The organism is Shewanella insulae (assembly GCF_009831655.1).
GTDB lineage: Bacteria > Pseudomonadota > Gammaproteobacteria > Enterobacterales > Shewanellaceae > Shewanella > Shewanella insulae.
The window spans coordinates 98,504-115,806 of the sequence record NZ_WRPA01000001.1 but is presented as its reverse complement, the minus strand read 5'-3'; the positions used below and the strand labels follow the sequence as shown (position 1 = coordinate 115,806).

General features: G+C 55.6%; 14 protein-coding genes. 6 read left to right on the top strand and 8 right to left on the bottom strand.

The window, feature by feature from the left end; all coding sequences use genetic code 11:
• Window positions 1-29 precede the first annotated feature (29 nt).
• Window positions 30-2,309: a marine proteobacterial sortase target protein gene (locus GNT65_RS00530; protein ID WP_160793193.1), complete on the bottom strand. Its 2,280-nt coding sequence runs from the start codon at window positions 2,307-2,309 to the stop codon at window positions 30-32.
• Window positions 2,310-2,348: 39 nt separating this feature from the next.
• Window positions 2,349-3,104 (bottom strand): sortase-associated OmpA-like protein PdsO, encoded by a 756-nt coding sequence (gene pdsO, locus GNT65_RS00525; RefSeq protein WP_160793192.1) that lies wholly within the window; start codon window positions 3,102-3,104, stop codon window positions 2,349-2,351.
• A 219-nt stretch (window positions 3,105-3,323) separates the two neighbouring features.
• On the opposite strand from pdsO, the gene pdsR reads away from it, so the two are divergent.
• The 3 genes from pdsR (at window position 3,324) to GNT65_RS00510 (ending at window position 7,481) form a co-directional block, all read left to right on the top strand.
• Entirely contained in the window at window positions 3,324-4,016 is a 693-nt protein-coding gene (pdsR, locus tag GNT65_RS00520; RefSeq protein ID WP_160793191.1) for a proteobacterial dedicated sortase system response regulator, read from the top strand.
• Window positions 4,017-4,018: 2 nt separating this feature from the next.
• On the top strand, window positions 4,019-6,193 hold the full coding sequence (gene pdsS, locus GNT65_RS00515; RefSeq protein ID WP_160793190.1) for a proteobacterial dedicated sortase system histidine kinase: 2,175 nt from the start codon (window positions 4,019-4,021) through the stop codon (window positions 6,191-6,193).
• 100 nt (window positions 6,194-6,293) lie between these two features.
• On the top strand, window positions 6,294-7,481 hold the full coding sequence (locus GNT65_RS00510) for a cystathionine beta-lyase (RefSeq protein ID WP_160793189.1): 1,188 nt from the start codon (window positions 6,294-6,296) through the stop codon (window positions 7,479-7,481).
• Window positions 7,482-7,605: 124 nt separating this feature from the next.
• On the opposite strand, the gene GNT65_RS00505 is transcribed toward GNT65_RS00510, so the two are convergent.
• Both GNT65_RS00505 and yegD read right to left on the bottom strand, forming a co-directional pair.
• Entirely contained in the window at window positions 7,606-8,097 is a 492-nt protein-coding gene (locus GNT65_RS00505; protein WP_160793188.1) for a CreA family protein, read from the bottom strand.
• 42 nt (window positions 8,098-8,139) lie between these two features.
• Window positions 8,140-9,534: a molecular chaperone gene (gene yegD / locus GNT65_RS00500; RefSeq protein WP_160793187.1), complete on the bottom strand. Its 1,395-nt coding sequence runs from the start codon at window positions 9,532-9,534 to the stop codon at window positions 8,140-8,142.
• A 136-nt stretch (window positions 9,535-9,670) separates the two neighbouring features.
• Here yegD and GNT65_RS00495 point away from each other — a divergent pair, with 136 nt between their 5' ends.
• Both GNT65_RS00495 and GNT65_RS00490 read left to right on the top strand, forming a co-directional pair.
• Window positions 9,671-11,152, top strand: coding sequence for an NfeD family protein (locus tag GNT65_RS00495; RefSeq protein WP_160793186.1), 1,482 nt, complete (start codon window positions 9,671-9,673; stop codon window positions 11,150-11,152).
• 9 nt (window positions 11,153-11,161) lie between these two features.
• Window positions 11,162-11,965 (top strand): slipin family protein, encoded by an 804-nt coding sequence (locus tag GNT65_RS00490; protein ID WP_160793185.1) that lies wholly within the window; start codon window positions 11,162-11,164, stop codon window positions 11,963-11,965.
• Here the strand turns inward: GNT65_RS00490 and GNT65_RS00485 are convergent.
• From GNT65_RS00485 to trhO, 4 genes are all read right to left on the bottom strand, one after another.
• Window positions 11,962-12,990 carry a DUF2955 domain-containing protein gene (locus GNT65_RS00485; protein ID WP_160793184.1) on the bottom strand — a complete coding sequence of 343 codons (1,029 nt, stop codon included), beginning with the start codon at window positions 12,988-12,990 and terminating at the stop codon, window positions 11,962-11,964. The genes GNT65_RS00490 and GNT65_RS00485 overlap by 4 nt on opposite strands.
• Before the next feature lie 9 nt (window positions 12,991-12,999).
• Entirely contained in the window at window positions 13,000-14,058 is a 1,059-nt protein-coding gene (locus GNT65_RS00480) for an HlyD family secretion protein (protein WP_160793183.1), read from the bottom strand.
• A 5-nt stretch (window positions 14,059-14,063) separates the two neighbouring features.
• A complete protein-coding gene (locus GNT65_RS00475; protein ID WP_160793182.1) occupies window positions 14,064-14,543 on the bottom strand; it encodes a MarR family transcriptional regulator in 480 nt (159 codons plus the stop codon).
• Between the two features lie 788 nt (window positions 14,544-15,331).
• Window positions 15,332-16,312: an oxygen-dependent tRNA uridine(34) hydroxylase TrhO gene (gene trhO, locus GNT65_RS00470; protein ID WP_160793181.1), complete on the bottom strand. Its 981-nt coding sequence runs from the start codon at window positions 16,310-16,312 to the stop codon at window positions 15,332-15,334.
• A 262-nt stretch (window positions 16,313-16,574) separates the two neighbouring features.
• Between trhO and GNT65_RS00465 the strand changes: the two genes are divergently transcribed.
• A complete protein-coding gene (locus tag GNT65_RS00465; protein WP_160793625.1) occupies window positions 16,575-17,246 on the top strand; it encodes a glutathione S-transferase in 672 nt (223 codons plus the stop codon).
• The last annotated feature ends 57 nt before the right edge of the window (window positions 17,247-17,303 follow it).

Sequence of the window (17,303 nt, the reverse complement as noted above, 5' to 3'; positions counted from 1 at the left end):
CCTGAGTCCCAGGCGTCTACGACGATTCATCAGCAAGCCTCCCAGCGTCTGTACCAAAGTCTGCGCAGACAAGGTAGATAACTCACCCAATAAGCCCCGACCAATAGCAGTATCATGGCTCCTAGCGCAAGATAGAGGCGGCTCTCGGTGGCTGTCTGTGGCCACTGATGTTGCATCGGCATGGGGGCGGGTTTAAACAGTTCCATGGCATCCATAGACTCGGGTCTTGTTGGCGTTCTATCCACCGCCACCAGGCTGGTATAAGGGCTGACCAGGTGGTACTCCATCGCCAACTGGGTCACGCTCTCTTTTATCGCCGCCTGATTCTGCGCATTCTTGCTCAGCTGCAAACTGGCTATCTGATTGCGCGCCCAGATAAGATCTATCCCCCTTGGCTTATCTCCCCCCGTCAAGGCCAGGCGGCGCTGCCAGTTCTTGCCGTCGAGATCACCCGAGATGATCAGGGCATCGCTACGCGCCCGTTGGGCGGGCGTCAGTCTCAGCGCCACCATGATCGGCTCATGGGCATAGAGGTCGCCAATCTGCACCGGCCAGTAATCTGGGATAGAGCCGTCATCCAGTGTCAGGGTCACATCGCTTACCTGGGGCGATTCAATCTTCTCCAGTAGCTCTCCTATCTTGGCATCCACCTCGCTGATCTTGCCCACATAGGTGTAGGTGCCGCGCCCCGCCCTGGCAGCGCGCTCCATAAAGTAGCCGTTAGGGGCCGCGCCTATGCCCACGGTAAACAGACGCTGACGACCGATATTGGCGGCAATTAGTGCAAACAGCGAGGCCTCGTTACCCACGGCGCCGTCCGTGATAAACACCACCTGCTTCAAACGTTCAGGTTTTACAGCCGATGAGATGGGCGACACGCTAGCTTCCGTCTGACTCAAGGCCCGCAGCAGGGCCGGCGCCATCTCGGTACCGCCATCGGCTTCCAGACTCTGCACGAACAGATTGGCCTTACCCAGGTTGGCTGCGGTGGCAGATAAGGCCACCGGCGACAGGCTGCGCACGCTGCTGTCAAAGGCGATCACATTGAAGGTGTCCTGACTGCCAAGCCCGGCTAAGGCGTTTAAGATGGCCGACTTGGCCTGAAGGATAGAGTCCCCCGTCATTGAGCCCGAGGTGTCGATAACCAGGGTCAACTCTCTTGGCAGACGCACCCGCGCCTTATCCTGAGGCGGCATCAGCATCACCAGGGCGTAGCTATCTTGCTCCTTGGCTTGTTGAATGGATTGCTCGTCATTATCAGGCTCTGAAGGAGCATTCGACCCATGAGTCCTACCCAGCTGAGCAAACATCACTGCGCTAGGCTGCTCGGCAAGCAGCGGCCGCCACTTAAGCAGAAAGTCACGGTCGGGTCTCAAGTTTTCGGTGAGATTCAACCCTATCTTAGTGCCGCCCAATTGGGTCTGGCGCATCTGATGATAGGGGGTCTCCAGGCGGCTAATGGCCATGCCTGCATCCAGCACCACATCCAGGTAGAGCTTCTGCTCATCGGGTAGCGTGCCCACATTGACTTCGGACCGAGACAGTCCCCTGTTAATCGGCACAGATCCCACATCTAAGTCTTGAACTAGCCCCTTAGGAAAGTATCTCGGGGTGATGGCCGTTGGAAAACGCAGGCTAAACTCGCCATCTTGATAACGCACCTGCTGCTGATAGGCAATCTCCACCACCAAGGCCTCCCCCGGCCCCAGATTCGCCACCTCTGAGGTGAAGATATTGGGTCTTTGCTGACTTACCAGGCTGGCCTTCTTACCGCTGGCCTTGGCCTGCTCGAAAGTTTTCCGCGCCACCGCCTTAGGCTGGATCTCACCAACGATCACCCTCTGGCCGATATGTAGCTTGAGGCTGTCGACCGCCGCATCATGGGGCAGCGGAAACTGATAGCGACCGTTGAGCCAATGCTCGCTGTCGTTCACAAATACCTGCTTCACCGACACCCGGTTGATCCAGCCAGAGATGTTCATCTGCACCTGGGTATCCACCGCCAGCGCCGTGGCAGGTAGTTCGCTGCCCAGTTGAACGCCATCCAGACGATACTCGAGCACCCCCTGGCCTAGAGTCGATTCTTCGGCGACAGGCAATTCGAAATGATGCAGCTGCTCTCCATATTTAGCAGCCGTTACATTTACGCCGGCCTGCAGACCCATGCGCCCAAAGGCTGGTGTCATTGAGCCGATCGCGCTGACGCTTAACATCAAGGCGGCAAGCACCAGACGCTGGTGAGGAAAAAACGCCCCCCTCGGGGGGCAAAGGTCGGTCTGGTTCATCCTGAGACGCGAGCGTGGCAACATCTTACTTCTCCTTTTGTGCGTTGCTTCATGGTGCAAAATCTAGTTTGAAGCCAGGGCGGTATCGCCAGGCAGCAACTTGATGGTCACGCGGCGATCGAAGAAGTCGTTCTCAAAGCTCTGCTCATCTTTAATCGGTGCGCTGGCACCATAGGCCTTGGCATCCAGGCGAGTCTCATCCACACCTTTGGACACCAGGTAACTTTTCACCTCGGCCACGCGCTGCTCCGACAAGGCCTGGTTGTAGCTGCTGTCACCGCGACGGTCGGCATAGCCGGTGAGGTCTAACTTAAGCTGGGGTGAGACTGCCATGGCGTCGGCCACCTCATCGAGCTGACTCTTAAAGTGCGGCTCGACGTTAGATGAGCCTGTCTTAAACTGTACGTTGAGCCCCAGGGCCAGCTCTTCTAAGCGGGTACCCTGATGCTGTCTGAGCTGGGCCAGTTCCACCTTGGCCTCTTGATACTCCTCCTTCACCGTCAGCAGCGCCTCATTTTGCTGCCTGAGCGCCATGAGGCGGCTCTCCTGCTCGGCCAGCGCCGCCTGCTGCTGTTTGATCTCGCTGTCGTTGGCCACCGTCTGGCCTATCATGCCACCGGTAAAGGCACCGATAATGGCCCCCACAGGACCGGCTACCACGGCGCCCAGCACTATGCCTGAGCCGACACCTATGAGCGCCTCTTCATCGCCCGAGCTGTTGTCTGTACTTTGAGTCGCTTGAGTTGCGGGGGCAGCGAAAGCCATTGAGCTGCCAAATAACGAAACACTGATTAATGCGGCAATGATCTGCTTCTTCATGGGAAAATCCTCAAGTTGACATGGATTGATGAGTGAGAACCTTGTGGTTCCTGTCGATGAGGTCATTAAACCTGAGTGAAATGGCAAGTCCGGGGTGTAAAAATGACGATGCGCAGACCAAATGTGGCAAGAAAATGGCTTTTGTCCCGGGCCACTTTTCTCCCGGGTATTTTGCTGTATAGTCACACTCCAGAAACACTAAGCTGTAATGGATGGATCATGAAGCGTATTGCAATAGTTGAAGATGAGGCGGCTATCCGCGAAAACTACAAAGAGGTGCTGCAACAGCAAGGCTACTCTGTACAGGCATACGCCAACCGCCCCAGCGCCATGGAGGCCTTCAACACTCGTCTGCCCGACTTAGCGATCATCGATATCGGCCTGGAAGATGAGATAGATGGCGGCTTTACCCTGTGCCAGTCTCTCAGGGCTATGTCGAACACCCTGCCTATCATCTTTCTGACCGCCAGAGACAGTGACTTCGACACCGTCTGCGGCCTGAGGCTGGGCGCCGATGACTACCTGAGCAAGGATGTCAGCTTTCCCCATCTGATCGCACGCCTGGCCGCGCTATTTAGGCGCTCGGACATCCAAAATGGCGCCAACCCGCAAGATGGCATGATAGAGCACGGCAACCTGACCATAGATGTCAACCGCATCCAGGTCTACTGGAAGCAGCAGCCCATCGAGCTGACGGTCACCGAATTTTGGATGGTGCACGCCCTGGCAAAACGCCCAGGCCATGTGCGTAGCCGTCAGGCGCTGATGCAGGACGCCAAGATCTATGTGGATGACAGCACCATCACCTCCCACGTCAAGCGGATCCGTAAGAAATTTATCAGCCAGGATCCAGAGTTTGATTGCATCGACACCGTCTACGGCATGGGCTACCGCTGGGATACCCAAGACTAAACATGTTTAATCTGCCCATCGGCCTGCGCACTAAGGTCGCCATACTCTCCCTCTTCCTGCTCTGCCTACCCTGGCTTGGCTATCAATATGTGTGGGAGATGGAAAAATACCTGCGCCACGGCCAGGAAAAGACCCTGGAAGGCACCACACAGGCCCTTGCCACGGCCCTGCATGAACGTCCTAAGCTATTCGACAAGCAGGCGAGCTTTTTGTCACAGGTGAAGAAGGGACGGGATCTCTACGCCTATCCCTTGACCGGCCCTATCCATCTGGATGGTAAGCTTGGGGAATGGGCCTCTAACCGTCACCGCGCAGTGACCTACGGCCCAGATCACCAGCTGTTTAAGGCCGATGATGGCAAGCCCCTCAACGTCAGCTTTACCCATATGGTGGGCAAATACGCCGGCTACCTGTATGGCTATTTCGAGGTGACAGATCCTAAGGTGATCTACCGAGGTACCAACAGCCTGCGTATCGACAACAACGATCATCTGGCCATCGCCACCCTGGCGCCGGACGGACAGTTTCGCCGTTATATCGTCGCCACCATACGTGACGGCTGGATCAGCGCCTTCGAGCTGCCCGCCGATCCCCGCAGATCCCAGCCCGTCACCCCAGAGGTGCGCATCCAGGGCAAGTGGCTGAAGACCGACAAGGGCTACAACATCGAGCTGAGGATCCCGCTGGAGATGGTGGGCAGCAAGCTGGGCTTTGCCATCGTCGATGTCAACGACAGGAAGAAACGAAACGTTGAGGCGATCGTCGGCACCTCGGCCACAGACGATGTCACCAAGCTAGGCACAGTACTGGTGCCTTCACCGGAAATCGAGAGCATCATCAAGGGGATGAGCCACAACAGCTCACGGATCTGGGTGGTGGATCGCCACGGCCGGGTATTGGCGAAGTCGGGCGACATCTACAGCAGCACCAATGTGTGGGCACAGACGGCGACCGAGCAGACGCCGGACACCTTCTGGGGCCATTTCAAGCAGCAGGTTCTGCATCCCCTCTACTACCGCATTCTGACCACGCCACCGAAACATTTCGTCGACTCGCTCAAAGACTCCACCGTGCTGGAGGGCAGCCATATCCGTAAGGCTCTGGCCGGTCAGTTTGGTTCCACCTGGCGCCTCACACCTGATGGTAAGGCGGTGATCCTCGCCGCCGCCAGCCCAATCTGGATCGACGATACCGTGATGGGGGTGGTGATCGCCGAGGAGACCACCCACGGTATCCGCACCCTGCGCAACAAGGCGCTGGAGAAGCTGTTTAACGTGATCCTGACCATAATGAGTATGGGCACCCTGGCGCTCTTCTTCTTCGCCTCCAGCATCTCCAGTCGTATCCGTAAATTAAGGGATGATGCCGAGCAGGCGATCGATAGCCAGGGCAGGATCAGAAAGGCAATCGTCGGCTCTAAGGTACGCGATGAAATCGGCGATCTCAGCCGCAGTTTCGCTAGCATAGTCGGCCGTCTGAGCCAATATACCCACTATCTGGAGAACATGTCGTCGCGCCTGGGCCATGAGCTTCGTACGCCGGTCGCCGTGGTACGCTCGTCCCTCGAGCACCTCAACAGCCAGGATCTGCCGCCGCAGCATCAGAAGTATGTGGACCGCGCCCACGAAGGGGTGAGCCGCCTCAACATGATCCTCAACAACATGAGCGAGGCCACCCGCCTCGAAGAGGCACTGACCGACGCCGAGGTGGACAACTTCCCTCTCTCCAAGGTGATCTCTGGTTGTATGCAGGGCTATCAGATGACCTATGCCAATCAGGTGTTTGAGCTTGAGATAGACAAGGATCCCATGACCATGCGCGGGGTGCCCGAGTATATCGCCCAGCTGATGGACAAGCTGATCGCCAACGCCATCGAGTTCAGCCAGAACGATACGCCGATTAAGGTGTCGCTCAAGGCCAAGGGCAAACAGGCCCTGCTGAGCGTCAGTAACCAGGGACCTTCGCTGCCCGCCAACATGGGCGAGCAGATCTTCGAGTCCATGGTGTCTGTACGCGCCCAGAAGGCCCAGGACAAGCCCCATCTGGGCCTCGGCCTCTATATCGCCCGCCTGATCACCGACTTCCACAAGGGCAGCATTCGCGCGGAAAACCTGATGCAGGATGGCCAGGCCGCCGGCGTGGTTATCCATATTCTTCTACCGCTGGAGGCGCAATAGCCTTCACCTTAAGGGAGAAACGACTCCAATAAATCTCACTTTCATTTAGCCGTATAGATGTTAAGATGGCTGCAATGAGTTGCCAACACGAGAGTATGGGATGAAAAGAGAGACCAAGATAGTCAGCGTCGGCCGCGACAAGAAATGGAGCAAAGGGGTGATCAACCCACCGGTATTTCGCGCCTCCACCGTGGTGTTCGACACCATAGAGGAGATGCGTCATGCCACCAAGAATCGCGCCAACGGCGAGATGTTTTATGGTCGCCGCGGCACCCCGACCCACTTTGCGTTTCAGGCGGCCATCGCCGAGCTCGAAGGTGGCGCAGGCACAGCACTCTACCCCTCTGGTTCGGCCGCCATCTCTGGCGCACTGCTCTCCTTCCTTAAGGCAGGCGATCATCTGCTCATGGTCGACACTGCCTATGAACCCACTCGGGATCTGTGCGACAAACTGCTTAAGGGCTTCGGTATAGAGACCACCTACTATGATCCGCTCATCGGTGATGGCATAGAGGCGCTGATTCGCCCCAATACCAAGGTGCTATTTCTGGAATCTCCCGGCTCCATCACCCTGGAGGTGCAGGATGTGCCGACCCTGAGTGCCATCGCCCATCGCCATAACCTGGTAGTCATGCTGGATAACACCTGGGCCTCACCCATCAACAGTCGTCCCTTCGAGCTGGGGGTGGATATCTCTATTCAGGCGGCGACCAAATATATCGTCGGCCACTCGGATGTGATGCTGGGCACGGCTACCGCCAACCAGGCCCATTGGGAACAGCTCAGAGAAAACAGCTACCTCATGGGACAATGCACCTCGGCGGACGATATCTATCTCGCCAGCCGCGGCCTGCGCACCCTAGGGGTACGCATGGCCCAGCATGAGAAAAATGGTCTAGAGGTCGCCAACTGGCTGGCCACGCGCACCGAGGTGGATCATCTGCGCCACCCTGCCTTCGACACCTGCCCCGGACATGAGTTCTTCAAGCGAGATTTCAGCGCCTCCAATGGCCTCTTCTCCTTCGTGCTCAAGCGCGGCAACATCAAGGCGATCACTGCCTTTGTGGAAGGCATGGAACACTTCAAGATGGGCTTTTCCTGGGGCGGCTACGAGAGCCTTATCCTGGGCGTCTTCGGCATCGACAAGCTGCGTACCGCCACTCAGTGGGACAGTAGCAAACCGTTGATCCGACTGCATGTTGGGCTGGAAAATCCAGAGGATCTCATCAAAGATCTCGAGGCAGGCTTCGCCCGCTACAACGCGATATTGGAAGGCCACAGCGACTAGCGCCTCGCTAGAACAAGCCAGAAGATCATCCATAAAAAAACGCCGTCAGATGACGGCGTTTTTGATTGTGCTAGCTTTGATTCACCCTATTGAGGGCTGTCTGTCCATTTTGCGCTGCTGGCGATCAGTTTTTAGTTGCTGGCGCTTCGTTTTGTGTAACAGGCGCTTGCCAGGCCTGGGTACCGTACAGGGGCACGGTCGACAGGCTGTGTTTATGGCTGCCGTCTATCTCCTTGGTGGAATAGGAGAGATAGATCAGCGTCTGATTGTCGGCGTCGTAGATGCGTCTCACCTTGAGGGACTTAAACAAGATGCTCAGGGAGGCCTTAAACACCACCTCGCCGCCATGACTCTTGTCGATATTCGCCAAATCCGCAGGCAGGATAGGTCCGGTCTGGCGACAGGCGATCCCCATATCCGACGGGTCGGCAAAGTCCAGATTCGCCTCGATGCGGCTGATATGGCAGGTCACCCCTGGGATCTTAGGATCTTGCCTGGCCTCGATGATCACATCCTTAGTGGTAAACACGCCCAGGCTCACCTTGCCGACATCATCGCCACAGCCTGCGAGCAGGGTCACTGCCGCTAGGCCCATCATTCCAATCCAAGCTTTCATCTTCTCTCCTTTGTTGCCTTGTTGCCTTGCTAGCTCGTTGTATTAGCCAAACACCTTCTGTGCCCAGCGGGTTAAGCCTGCGGTCACACTACCAAAGTGGTCTCCGACCACTATCTCAGTCTCGGGATACATCTGGGCAATCTTCCGGTAAATTGCAGGGCTCTTAGCCGTACCGCCGGTGACATAGATGATATCTGCTTGAGGCGTTCCTGTCTCGCCTTGTCCCTGTTCACAGGCCTGTTCCATCGCCTCGACCATCAAGGATTGGATCAGCCCAACTGGCTGAGCGATCGCCTCGACGAAGCCCTGCTGATCCACCTCTGCGGTCAGTTCACTGTCGACATAATCCAGGCTCGCCTGGGTAACCTCGCTGGCTGACAGGGCAATTTTAGCCCCTTCTGCACTGCGTACCAGTCGATAGCCGAGCTGGTCCCGCTGCACCTTGAGTAGGCGTGACAGCAGATCGGTTCGCTCGGCGTCTTTCATCAGCTCTTCAAGCATCTTGCGGCTGGTCAGGCTGGCAAAGTCGCGCTGGGCGCTGATGTCGTTAACCGCCACCGCATTCCAGAAGGGTTGGCTGGGCACAGGCAGGCCATTGACCATATGGGAGCCCAGCCCTAGGTGGGGCATGAAGGCCTTCATGGCCAGGGCGATATCCAGATCGTTACCGCCGATACGTTGACCGCTATGACCGAGGAAATCCTCGCTACGATCGGCCTTGTCGATATGAGACGGTCCCATCTTCACCACAGAACAGTCTGTGGTACCGCCGCCCACATCCACTACAAGCACCGTCTTATCCTGAGTCAGGCTGGCCTCGAAATCCATACCCGCCGCCAGAGGCTCGAATAGGAAACTAACCTCATTGAAACCGGCACGTTTGGCCGCCATTGCCAAGATGGCTTCGGCCTGACGATTACTCTCCTCGCCGCCTATCCCCTGGAAGTTGACCGGGCGGCCGATCACCGCGTGGGTTGCACTTCCCTGAGCGCCCAACTGCTTATCCGCTAAGGTTTTGATATGCATCATCATCAGGGTGACGATATCTTCAAATAAAGCGATCTGATCCTGACGCAAGCCGGTTGCCCCCAGGAAAGACTTGGGCGAACGCACATAGAAGCCCTCCTCGGGCATATCTAGATAATGCGCCACCGCCTGCTCACCGACAAATACCGCCTGCTCATCACTATCGAGATCCAGCTCCTGGCGGGCATGACGGGCGCGGCTCAGCTGTGCCGAGCGCAGCTTGGCGTAATCGGCCTTTAACTCACTGGTCAGCTGCTGATAGACGGCCTCGGCGATAAGCTCGCGATCTAAGGCGTACAGGGTAGATACCAGGTAATGAGAGTCCCCCGCCAAGGGCAGTAGCCGCACCTGCCCCGCATCCATAATGCCGACGGCGCAGTTGGCGCTGCCATAATCGAATCCCACAAACATGCTAAGCGCTCCCGCCCATAAAAAAGCCGAGCAAAATAACACACTCAACACAAAAGACAAGCGGACTAATCAAATATCATCAACAAATATCGGCGGCGGGAAATCGACTAAACTTAAAGAAATCATGGGAGTCGTTATGCAGTCATCAAACAGGCGCGCGCTGAGTTTAATCACCCTGATCTTGCTCACCTTACTGAGCCTGGGTCAGGCCCTGTCCGAGACAGAGCCAGCCGATACCGCAACACAAGTCTCTCGCCAGCCGGTCCCCCTGTTGCAGTTTAATGGCGCCATAGGCCCGGCCATCGGCGAATACTTAAGCGAGGAGATAGTCAATGCCAACCTGCTCCCTTCGGCAGAGAGACCTCCACTCATCATGATAGCGTTTGATACCCCGGGTGGCCTGGTCTCCAGTTTGAGAAGCATCAATCAGGCGATCCTCGCATCCAATGTTCCCATCGCCTGTCTGGTGGCTCCCTCGGGGGCCAGAGCCATGAGCGCCGGTACCTATATGCTCTATGCCTGTCATATCGCCGCCATGGCGCCCGCCACCACACTTGGCGCGGCGACGCCCGTGCAGCTGGGCATGCCTACCTCTCCTCAAGACTCTGGCCCTAAGGAGCGAGACTCACAAGAAAAAGCCACACAAACGCCTGACGCCAAGGAAAATGACCCAGGCGACTCTAAGCCAGAGTCCAAGCCAAAAGACAGCAAAGATGCCATGGCACAGAAGGTTCTCAACGATGCCATCGCCTATATCCGCTCACTGGCTAAGCTAAGGGGGCGCAACATCGAGTTTGCCGAGCGCGCCGTCATAGATGCCGCCACCCTCACCTCTGACGAGGCGCTGGAACAGAATGTGATCGACTTTATCGCCGCCGATCCCGATGAGCTATTGGTTAAGCTCGACGGCTATCGCCTGGAGATGGACGGGGAAACCAAACAACTGTCCCTGGCCAAGGCAAATCTGGTAGAACATCATCAAAGCTGGCGAAATCGCGTTATCGCGACCATTACCGACCCCAACATCGCCTATATCCTGATGCTGATCGGCATCTATGGCCTGTTGCTTGAGTTCTATAGCCCAGGCATAGGGGTCGCTGGCGTCATAGGAGGCATCTCACTCCTGGTGGCCCTCTACGCCTTTCAGCTGCTACCGGTCAACTACGCCGGACTCGGGCTCATCCTACTGGGCATAGCCCTCATCATTGCCGAAGCCATGGTACCCAGTTTCGGCATTCTGGGCCTGGGCGGTATAGTGGCCTTCGCCCTGGGCTCGCTGTTTCTTATCGATGCCGAGGGCGGCGACCTCTCTATCTCACTGCCACTCATCGCCGCCGTGACGGTCACCGCCTCGGGCTTCTCCCTCTGGGTATTATCTAGCCTATGGAAGGCCCGCAAGGCCGCCAATGTCAGCGGTGACGACCTGCTCATTGGTGCGAGCGCCCAGGTAGTGAAAGGCTTCGATAAGTACGGCCTGGTCACCCTTGGCGGCGAATGCTGGCAGGCCAGATCCGACACTCAGACCCGCACGGGTGAGACAGTGTTGGTAGTCGGTCGTGACAAACTCACCCTGCTCGTCACCCGAGAGGCGACTCGCCCCGGTTCAGACAACCCTTAGGAGGTCCACATGGAAGCCTTAACCTACAATACCCAGGTCTTCTTCGTCGCGCTGATCTTTCTGCTGGTCTCCCTGCTGATCAGCACCTTCAAGATCCTGCGAGAATATGAGCGCGGGGTGATCTTCATGCTGGGCCGCTTCTACCGGGTCAAGGGCCCTGGCCTCATCATAGTGATCCCCCTAATACAACAGATGGTGCGCGTGGATCTGCGTACCGTGGTGATGGATGTACCGACTCAGGATGTGATCAGCCGCGACAATGTCTCGGTACAGGTCAATGCGGTGATCTACTTTCGAGTCATCGACGCCCAGAAGGCGATCATCAATGTGGAAGATTTCCTGCAAGCCACCTCGCAGCTAGCCCAAACCACGTTGCGCTCCGTGCTAGGGCAACACGAACTGGATGAGATGCTGGCCAATCGCGACATGCTCAATACGGACATTCAGTCTATTCTCGACAGCCGCACCGATGGCTGGGGGATCAAGGTCTCTAACGTCGAGATCAAACACGTGGATCTTAACGAGACCATGGTACGCGCCATCGCCAAACAGGCAGAGGCAGAGCGGATCCGTCGTGCCAAGGTGATCCACGCCTCGGGCGAGATGGAAGCCTCAACCAAGTTAGTGGAAGCGGCGCAGAACCTGAAAAAATCCCCCAATGCCATCTTGCTGCGCTACCTGCAGACTCTGACCGAGATTGCAGGCGAGAAGAACTCGACCATTCTCTTCCCGCTGCCGATGGATCTCCTTAAGGGCGTATTAAGCCGGATTGGCGAGCAAGAGGATAAACCAACCCAAAAAACACAAGACTAATGGCCGAAGCGGGTCGCCTCGAAGCGGTTGAGCAGCCGATGCACCAGATAACAGGCCATTAGGGTCAGGACTATGGCACCTAAGATACTCGAGGCGCGATAGAGACTGCTGTAGATAAGATCGTTTTGCGGCGTCAGATTTTGCCCATAGAGGGTTCCCAGTGTGGTCATGGCGCCGAATCCCACGCCTGATCCCATTGCCTCGGTCACATGAGCCTGGCTAAACAGCAGGGTCACCAACCAAAACAGTGGCAGCAGGAGTACCAGCTGATGGGCCCAGGTATAGAGCAGCAACTGCATCAAGAGGCCACAGCTTACCCCGAGTATGGTACCTATGGCACGGCGCCTGGCATAACCCAAAGCCCCGTTCCAGTGCATAGGAAAGAGCAACAAGAGGGTCGTCGCCTGGGCCGCCAGGGAATCACGCAGATCAAACACCTGAAACACGGCAAATGAGATGGTGGCGATAGTCGCCCCCATCAACGCCTCATGACGCATACGATGGGGTTCCTTGGGCATGGCGGCCATAGGTGCCCGTGCATCGACGTCGGGAAACAGGTACATCATCAAATAGGCGATCAGCACGGAGAAGCCGCAACCAATGAAGTTATTGATCGCAAGTTCGGTCACATCGGTATCAGGGTAGCTGGCAAAGTGCAGCATGATGCTTAGGCTAATCACCCCAGTGGCACCAAACAGAAACAGGCTGCCGCGAGACATACAGGCGAAACGATAGAGAAACAACAAGAAGGCGACCATTGACATCACCACAGGGTGAGACCCCAGGTACTCAGCCAGCAGCGCCACCTCTATGATAGCGATAGCCGAGGAGGCCATCACCTGGCGCACCACATGCAGCGACATCTTAGGCACGATCCCCAACATCAACATGGGTAGTACGGTAAAGAAGACTCCGTAGTTAAACTCCAATAGCTTACAAACTAGAAAACCCAGGGTGGCGCCCGTGGCGATTCGCAGACACTGGCGCAGCTCGTTGGCGCTTAAGGGATGATGACGAATTAACACGCTTCGCCCCTAGTAGATGTAATGCAGCAGGCTGATCAACTTGATCTGCACCTTGGCCAGCAGATCATAGATGACATTGGTGGGCTGTAACTGCACAGTCGCCTTGGCGCCAGCCGGCATAGTGATGCCCGCATCGGACGCTAATTCCAGGTGGAGGCGAAAACGCTGAGCGTCACGAACCCAACGACTAGACTCGGTTGGGGTCGCCAGGCGCCCATTGGCATCGAACTGAGCCTGACTCACACCTGCATCGACACTGCTCACGCGGGCCTGAAACAGCTCACCGGGGCGACCATCGAAGGCCACCAGCGCGGCTGCTCCCGGGGCTATGTGGCGCAGGTTCTTCTCGCGAAAATCGGCGATCACATCCACATTATCCAGCAGCAGCGCCATGACTGGCGTCGACTGATTGACCATGTTGCCCGAAGCCAACTGCACATTGGTCACCACCCCATCATGCTCGGCGCGGATCTGGGTATAACTCAGGGCTAATGTTGCCTGAGACAGTCGGTTCTTGGCCTGACGCAGTTTTAGATTATCTTCACCAGGTAGTCCCCGCAGCGTCTGTACCTTAGCCAGCTGAGCCTTTGCAGCCAAAAGCTGGGAGCGACCGGCTTTCACCTCTGTCTGGGCCTGGTCGATCATCTGCTGCGACACACTCTGGTTGGCGTAAAGCGATTGAATACGTTGCGCCTCGCGCTGCTTAAGCGCATAGGCGACTTCCTTGGCGTTCACCTCGGCACTCGCGGCGGCGATGGCCGCATCTAATTCGGCGTTATCTTGTCTCGCCTGCTCCAGGGCCAGTTCTGCCTGCTCCTGTGCCAGCAGGAAAGGCGTGGTGTCGAGACTAAACAGCAGATCCCCCTGCTTCACCTTCTGATTATTCGCGACCTGTACTGAGACGACCCGGCCACTCACCTGAGGTGCTACCTGGGTAATGGTGCGCGTCGCCATTGCCTGTGTGGTCAACGGCATCTTAAGGTCGGCCACCAGGAAATAGCCAAACAACAGGATGAAGCCAATGCTGGCAAACTTAACTAAACGGGCAAATTGCTGATCCGGTGTCATGCTTTCTATTTTTCCTCTTTATCCGTGACGGTGGGATGTAATTTTCTGACTGCGTTGTCGCTGATGCGATTAAGCACAAATTCGAAGGCTTCGAGCTGCTCTGGGCTGACGCCCTGATAAAGCTCGGCGCGCAGATCGATAATGCGCTGACGAATGAAGGCCAGCAGCTCCTCTCCAGCCGGGGTCAGGGAAACCCGACGCACGCGTTTATCATGTTCGCAGCAATGGCGCTCGATCAGCGCCTGTTGCTCTAGCTGGCTCAGGGTACGCATCAGGGAAGCAAGCTCAATTTCGAGGGCCTCGGCCAAACCCTTCTGACTGGTTTTCTGGCCCATGCGATAAAGCTTCCAAAGCACACTCCAGCGGCTATGGGTCAGTCCTAGTGGTGCAAGCTCGGCATCGGCAACCATGCGCCAAAGTCTAGCGAGCCTGGCGACTCGCTCCGCATTGGACGATTCGCCCCAATCTCGATTTTTCTCAGTCATCTTGCTCCTCCTTGCTGGTATAGTGACACCAGCATTTACTTAGCATGCTAAGCATTATATTTATTTAGCAGGCTAAGTAAATGGCAAAATGAAAATAAATTACACCTACACTTTATCAGCTCGGCTCCCCTATACCGCTAAGCGACTTATGAATTACGGCTTGCATGATTTAATAACCCACGAATAACAAGATTGATAAAGCTTAGAGGAGAGTCCCAAGAAGAGTGGCTATGGCTATGGCTAGAGTATGGATATGGACATGGGTAAACAGATTAGTAAAAGCTGTGAGTTCGGGAGATAAGCCAACTGACAAAAACCCGACTGACACAAAACCCGACTTGCACAAAACCCGGCTTGCACAGGACGCTGCCGAGCTCGTCTCAGTGAGCATTACAGACGCCATTAGATGGTACAGCGAAAGGCACTAACCTTAATCATCTACTGCATTTAATCCAATGATTAATGGAGCCTATCCCCTTGATGAAAAGCGACCAATAAAAAAGCGAGCATTGCATAACACAACACTCGCCTTCGCTTCTTACTCTGAATACATTGGCTCGGACACTCTAAACTGAAAGGCTATATAAATCCTCGCCAATACTGCTCATCAAGCAGACAGGTCGCCCGATGCAACTCATCTCTAGCAGCCTTTTAAGTATAGAAGCCATTCTGACTTTTCGCACAAACAATTCGTACTATTATTTGCACACGCAATCGCGTGGATTTTTGCGGTAAATTGTTTAAACACTCAGCCTAGTTAGCGATTAAGCACCGGCTCCTAGCGCCCGTTAGCCTTCCTCATTTTGGCGCTGTTTGCGCTCGACCTTGTCCTGACGGCGTTGCTGGATCACCTGCTTCACGTCGCTGCCAATATGGCTCTCGCCGCGGGACTTGGCCAGTTGCACCTGACGCTCTCGCTCGACGAAGCGTTTGCGCTGCTTATCGGACAACTTATCGATGCAATGTGGGCAGCTTACGCCCTGCACATAATGCTCGCTTTGCTTGTCTGCTTCGGTAATAGGCAGACGACAGGCATTACACTGATCGTACTGTCCCTTTTCCAGCCGATGGTTGACCGACACACGATTATCAAACACGAAACACTCGCCTTCCCAGAGGCTCTCCTCAGGCTGCACCTCTTCCAGATACTTAAGCACCCCGCCTTCGAGATGATACACCTCGTCGAATCCCTGCTCTTTCAGGTAGGCGGTGGACTTCTCACAGCGGATGCCACCGGTACAGAACATGGCCACCTTCTTATGTTGCTTAGGATCCAGATTCTGCTTCACATAGTCTGGAAACTCTCTGAAGGTCTGTGTCTTAGGGTCGACCGCATTCTTGAATGTGCCAATGTTGACCTCGTAGTCGTTGCGGGTGTCGATCAGTAGCACCTCGGGATCTGAGATCAGCTTGTTCCAATCCTTAGGCTTCACATAGGTGCCGACCACCTCACGGGGATCTATGCCTTCGACCCCCATGGTGACTATCTCTTTCTTCAACTTGACCTTGGTGCGATAGAAAGGCATCTCATCGTCGAATGACAGCTTGTAGACAATATTATCCAGTCCTGGCTGGGCATCCAACCAGGCCAGTAAACCATCGATCCCCGCCTGACTACCGGCAACCGTACCATTGATCCCTTCGCTGGCCAGCAGCAGGGTTCCCTTTATTCCTAAGGACTCCATCTCCTTCAGCAATGGCTGCTGCAGAGTTTCAAAATCTGGCAGGGAGACAAACTTATATAACGCACATACTACAAACTGAGACATATCAACCTCTTAAACTGCTCGCTGAGGCTTAATCCCCAGTGCATAAAGTGGCGCTCTCACCCCCTAAGAATGAACATGGGTGATCTAGAGCGCAAAATGGAGGCGAATTCTACCTAAATCACACTTAAACAAACAGGCAGAAAAAGTAAGGGTATTTTATTACCTATTTGTCCGGTGGCCTGCTCATGACGCCTAAATGCGCTTCGGGGTTGCGATTTAGGGAAAAGCCATGAAAAATAGCGCCAGCAATCAAGGAGACTCCATGGCCTACCCCATATTATATTCGTTTCGTCGCTGCCCCTACGCCATGCGTGCCCGTCTGGGCCTCTTCCTCGCTGGCCAGGAGGTGGAGCTCAGAGAGATAGTACTCAAACATAAGCCTGAGCCCATGTTAGCGGCCAGCCCCAAGGGCACAGTACCCGTTCTGATCTTAGAAGATGGCAGCGTCATCGATGAGAGCCTGTCGATCATGCTGTGGGCACTCAGTGAGAAGGCCAAAGAGGGTGATGAGAAAACCAAGGCGCTGCTACTCACCCATGAACCTGGCCTGCAACAAGCGGCCATGGCGTTGATTGAAGCAAACGACAATGAGTTTAAGCCCTGGCTGGATAAGTATAAGTACGCCGATCGCCACCCAGAGCAGACACAAGACGAGTATCGCACACAGGGCGAACGTTTTATCACCCAGCTTGAAGCTAGGCTGAGTCAGCATGACCAGTTAGTGTCAGACCTTCCAAGCCTCGCCGACTACGCCATCTTCCCCTTCGTGCGCCAGTTTGCCCACGTGGATAAAAATTGGTGGCAACAATCCCCCTACCCTAAGGTTCGCGCCTGGCTGGCCAACCACATAGACAGCCCAGCCTTCGCCGCCATCATGAAGAAGTACCCTACCTGGCTAGACAGCGGTGAGAGCTTCTCACTGCTAGAAAACTAACCGGGGCAACGCAGATATTAAAAAAAGGCGCCCTAGGGCGCCTTTTTCCTTCCTTAT

Bases quoted from the DNA above. Each gene is read 5' to 3' on its own strand.
- GNT65_RS00530 (WP_160793193.1), bottom strand. From the start codon at position 2,309: ATGTTGCCACGCTCGCGTCTCAGGATGAACCAGACCGACCTTTGCCCC.
- pdsO (WP_160793192.1), bottom strand. From the start codon at position 3,104: ATGAAGAAGCAGATCATTGCCGCATTAATCAGTGTTTCGTTATTTGGC.
- pdsR (WP_160793191.1), top strand. From the start codon at position 3,324: ATGAAGCGTATTGCAATAGTTGAAGATGAGGCGGCTATCCGCGAAAAC.
- pdsS (WP_160793190.1), top strand. From the start codon at position 4,019: ATGTTTAATCTGCCCATCGGCCTGCGCACTAAGGTCGCCATACTCTCC.
- GNT65_RS00510 (WP_160793189.1), top strand. From the start codon at position 6,294: ATGAAAAGAGAGACCAAGATAGTCAGCGTCGGCCGCGACAAGAAATGG.
- GNT65_RS00505 (WP_160793188.1), bottom strand. From the start codon at position 8,097: ATGAAAGCTTGGATTGGAATGATGGGCCTAGCGGCAGTGACCCTGCTC.
- yegD (WP_160793187.1), bottom strand. From the start codon at position 9,534: ATGTTTGTGGGATTCGATTATGGCAGCGCCAACTGCGCCGTCGGCATT.
- GNT65_RS00495 (WP_160793186.1), top strand. From the start codon at position 9,671: ATGCAGTCATCAAACAGGCGCGCGCTGAGTTTAATCACCCTGATCTTG.
- GNT65_RS00490 (WP_160793185.1), top strand. From the start codon at position 11,162: ATGGAAGCCTTAACCTACAATACCCAGGTCTTCTTCGTCGCGCTGATC.
- GNT65_RS00480 (WP_160793183.1), bottom strand. From the start codon at position 14,058: ATGACACCGGATCAGCAATTTGCCCGTTTAGTTAAGTTTGCCAGCATT.
- GNT65_RS00475 (WP_160793182.1), bottom strand. From the start codon at position 14,543: ATGACTGAGAAAAATCGAGATTGGGGCGAATCGTCCAATGCGGAGCGA.
- trhO (WP_160793181.1), bottom strand. From the start codon at position 16,312: ATGTCTCAGTTTGTAGTATGTGCGTTATATAAGTTTGTCTCCCTGCCA.
- GNT65_RS00465 (WP_160793625.1), top strand. From the start codon at position 16,575: ATGGCCTACCCCATATTATATTCGTTTCGTCGCTGCCCCTACGCCATG.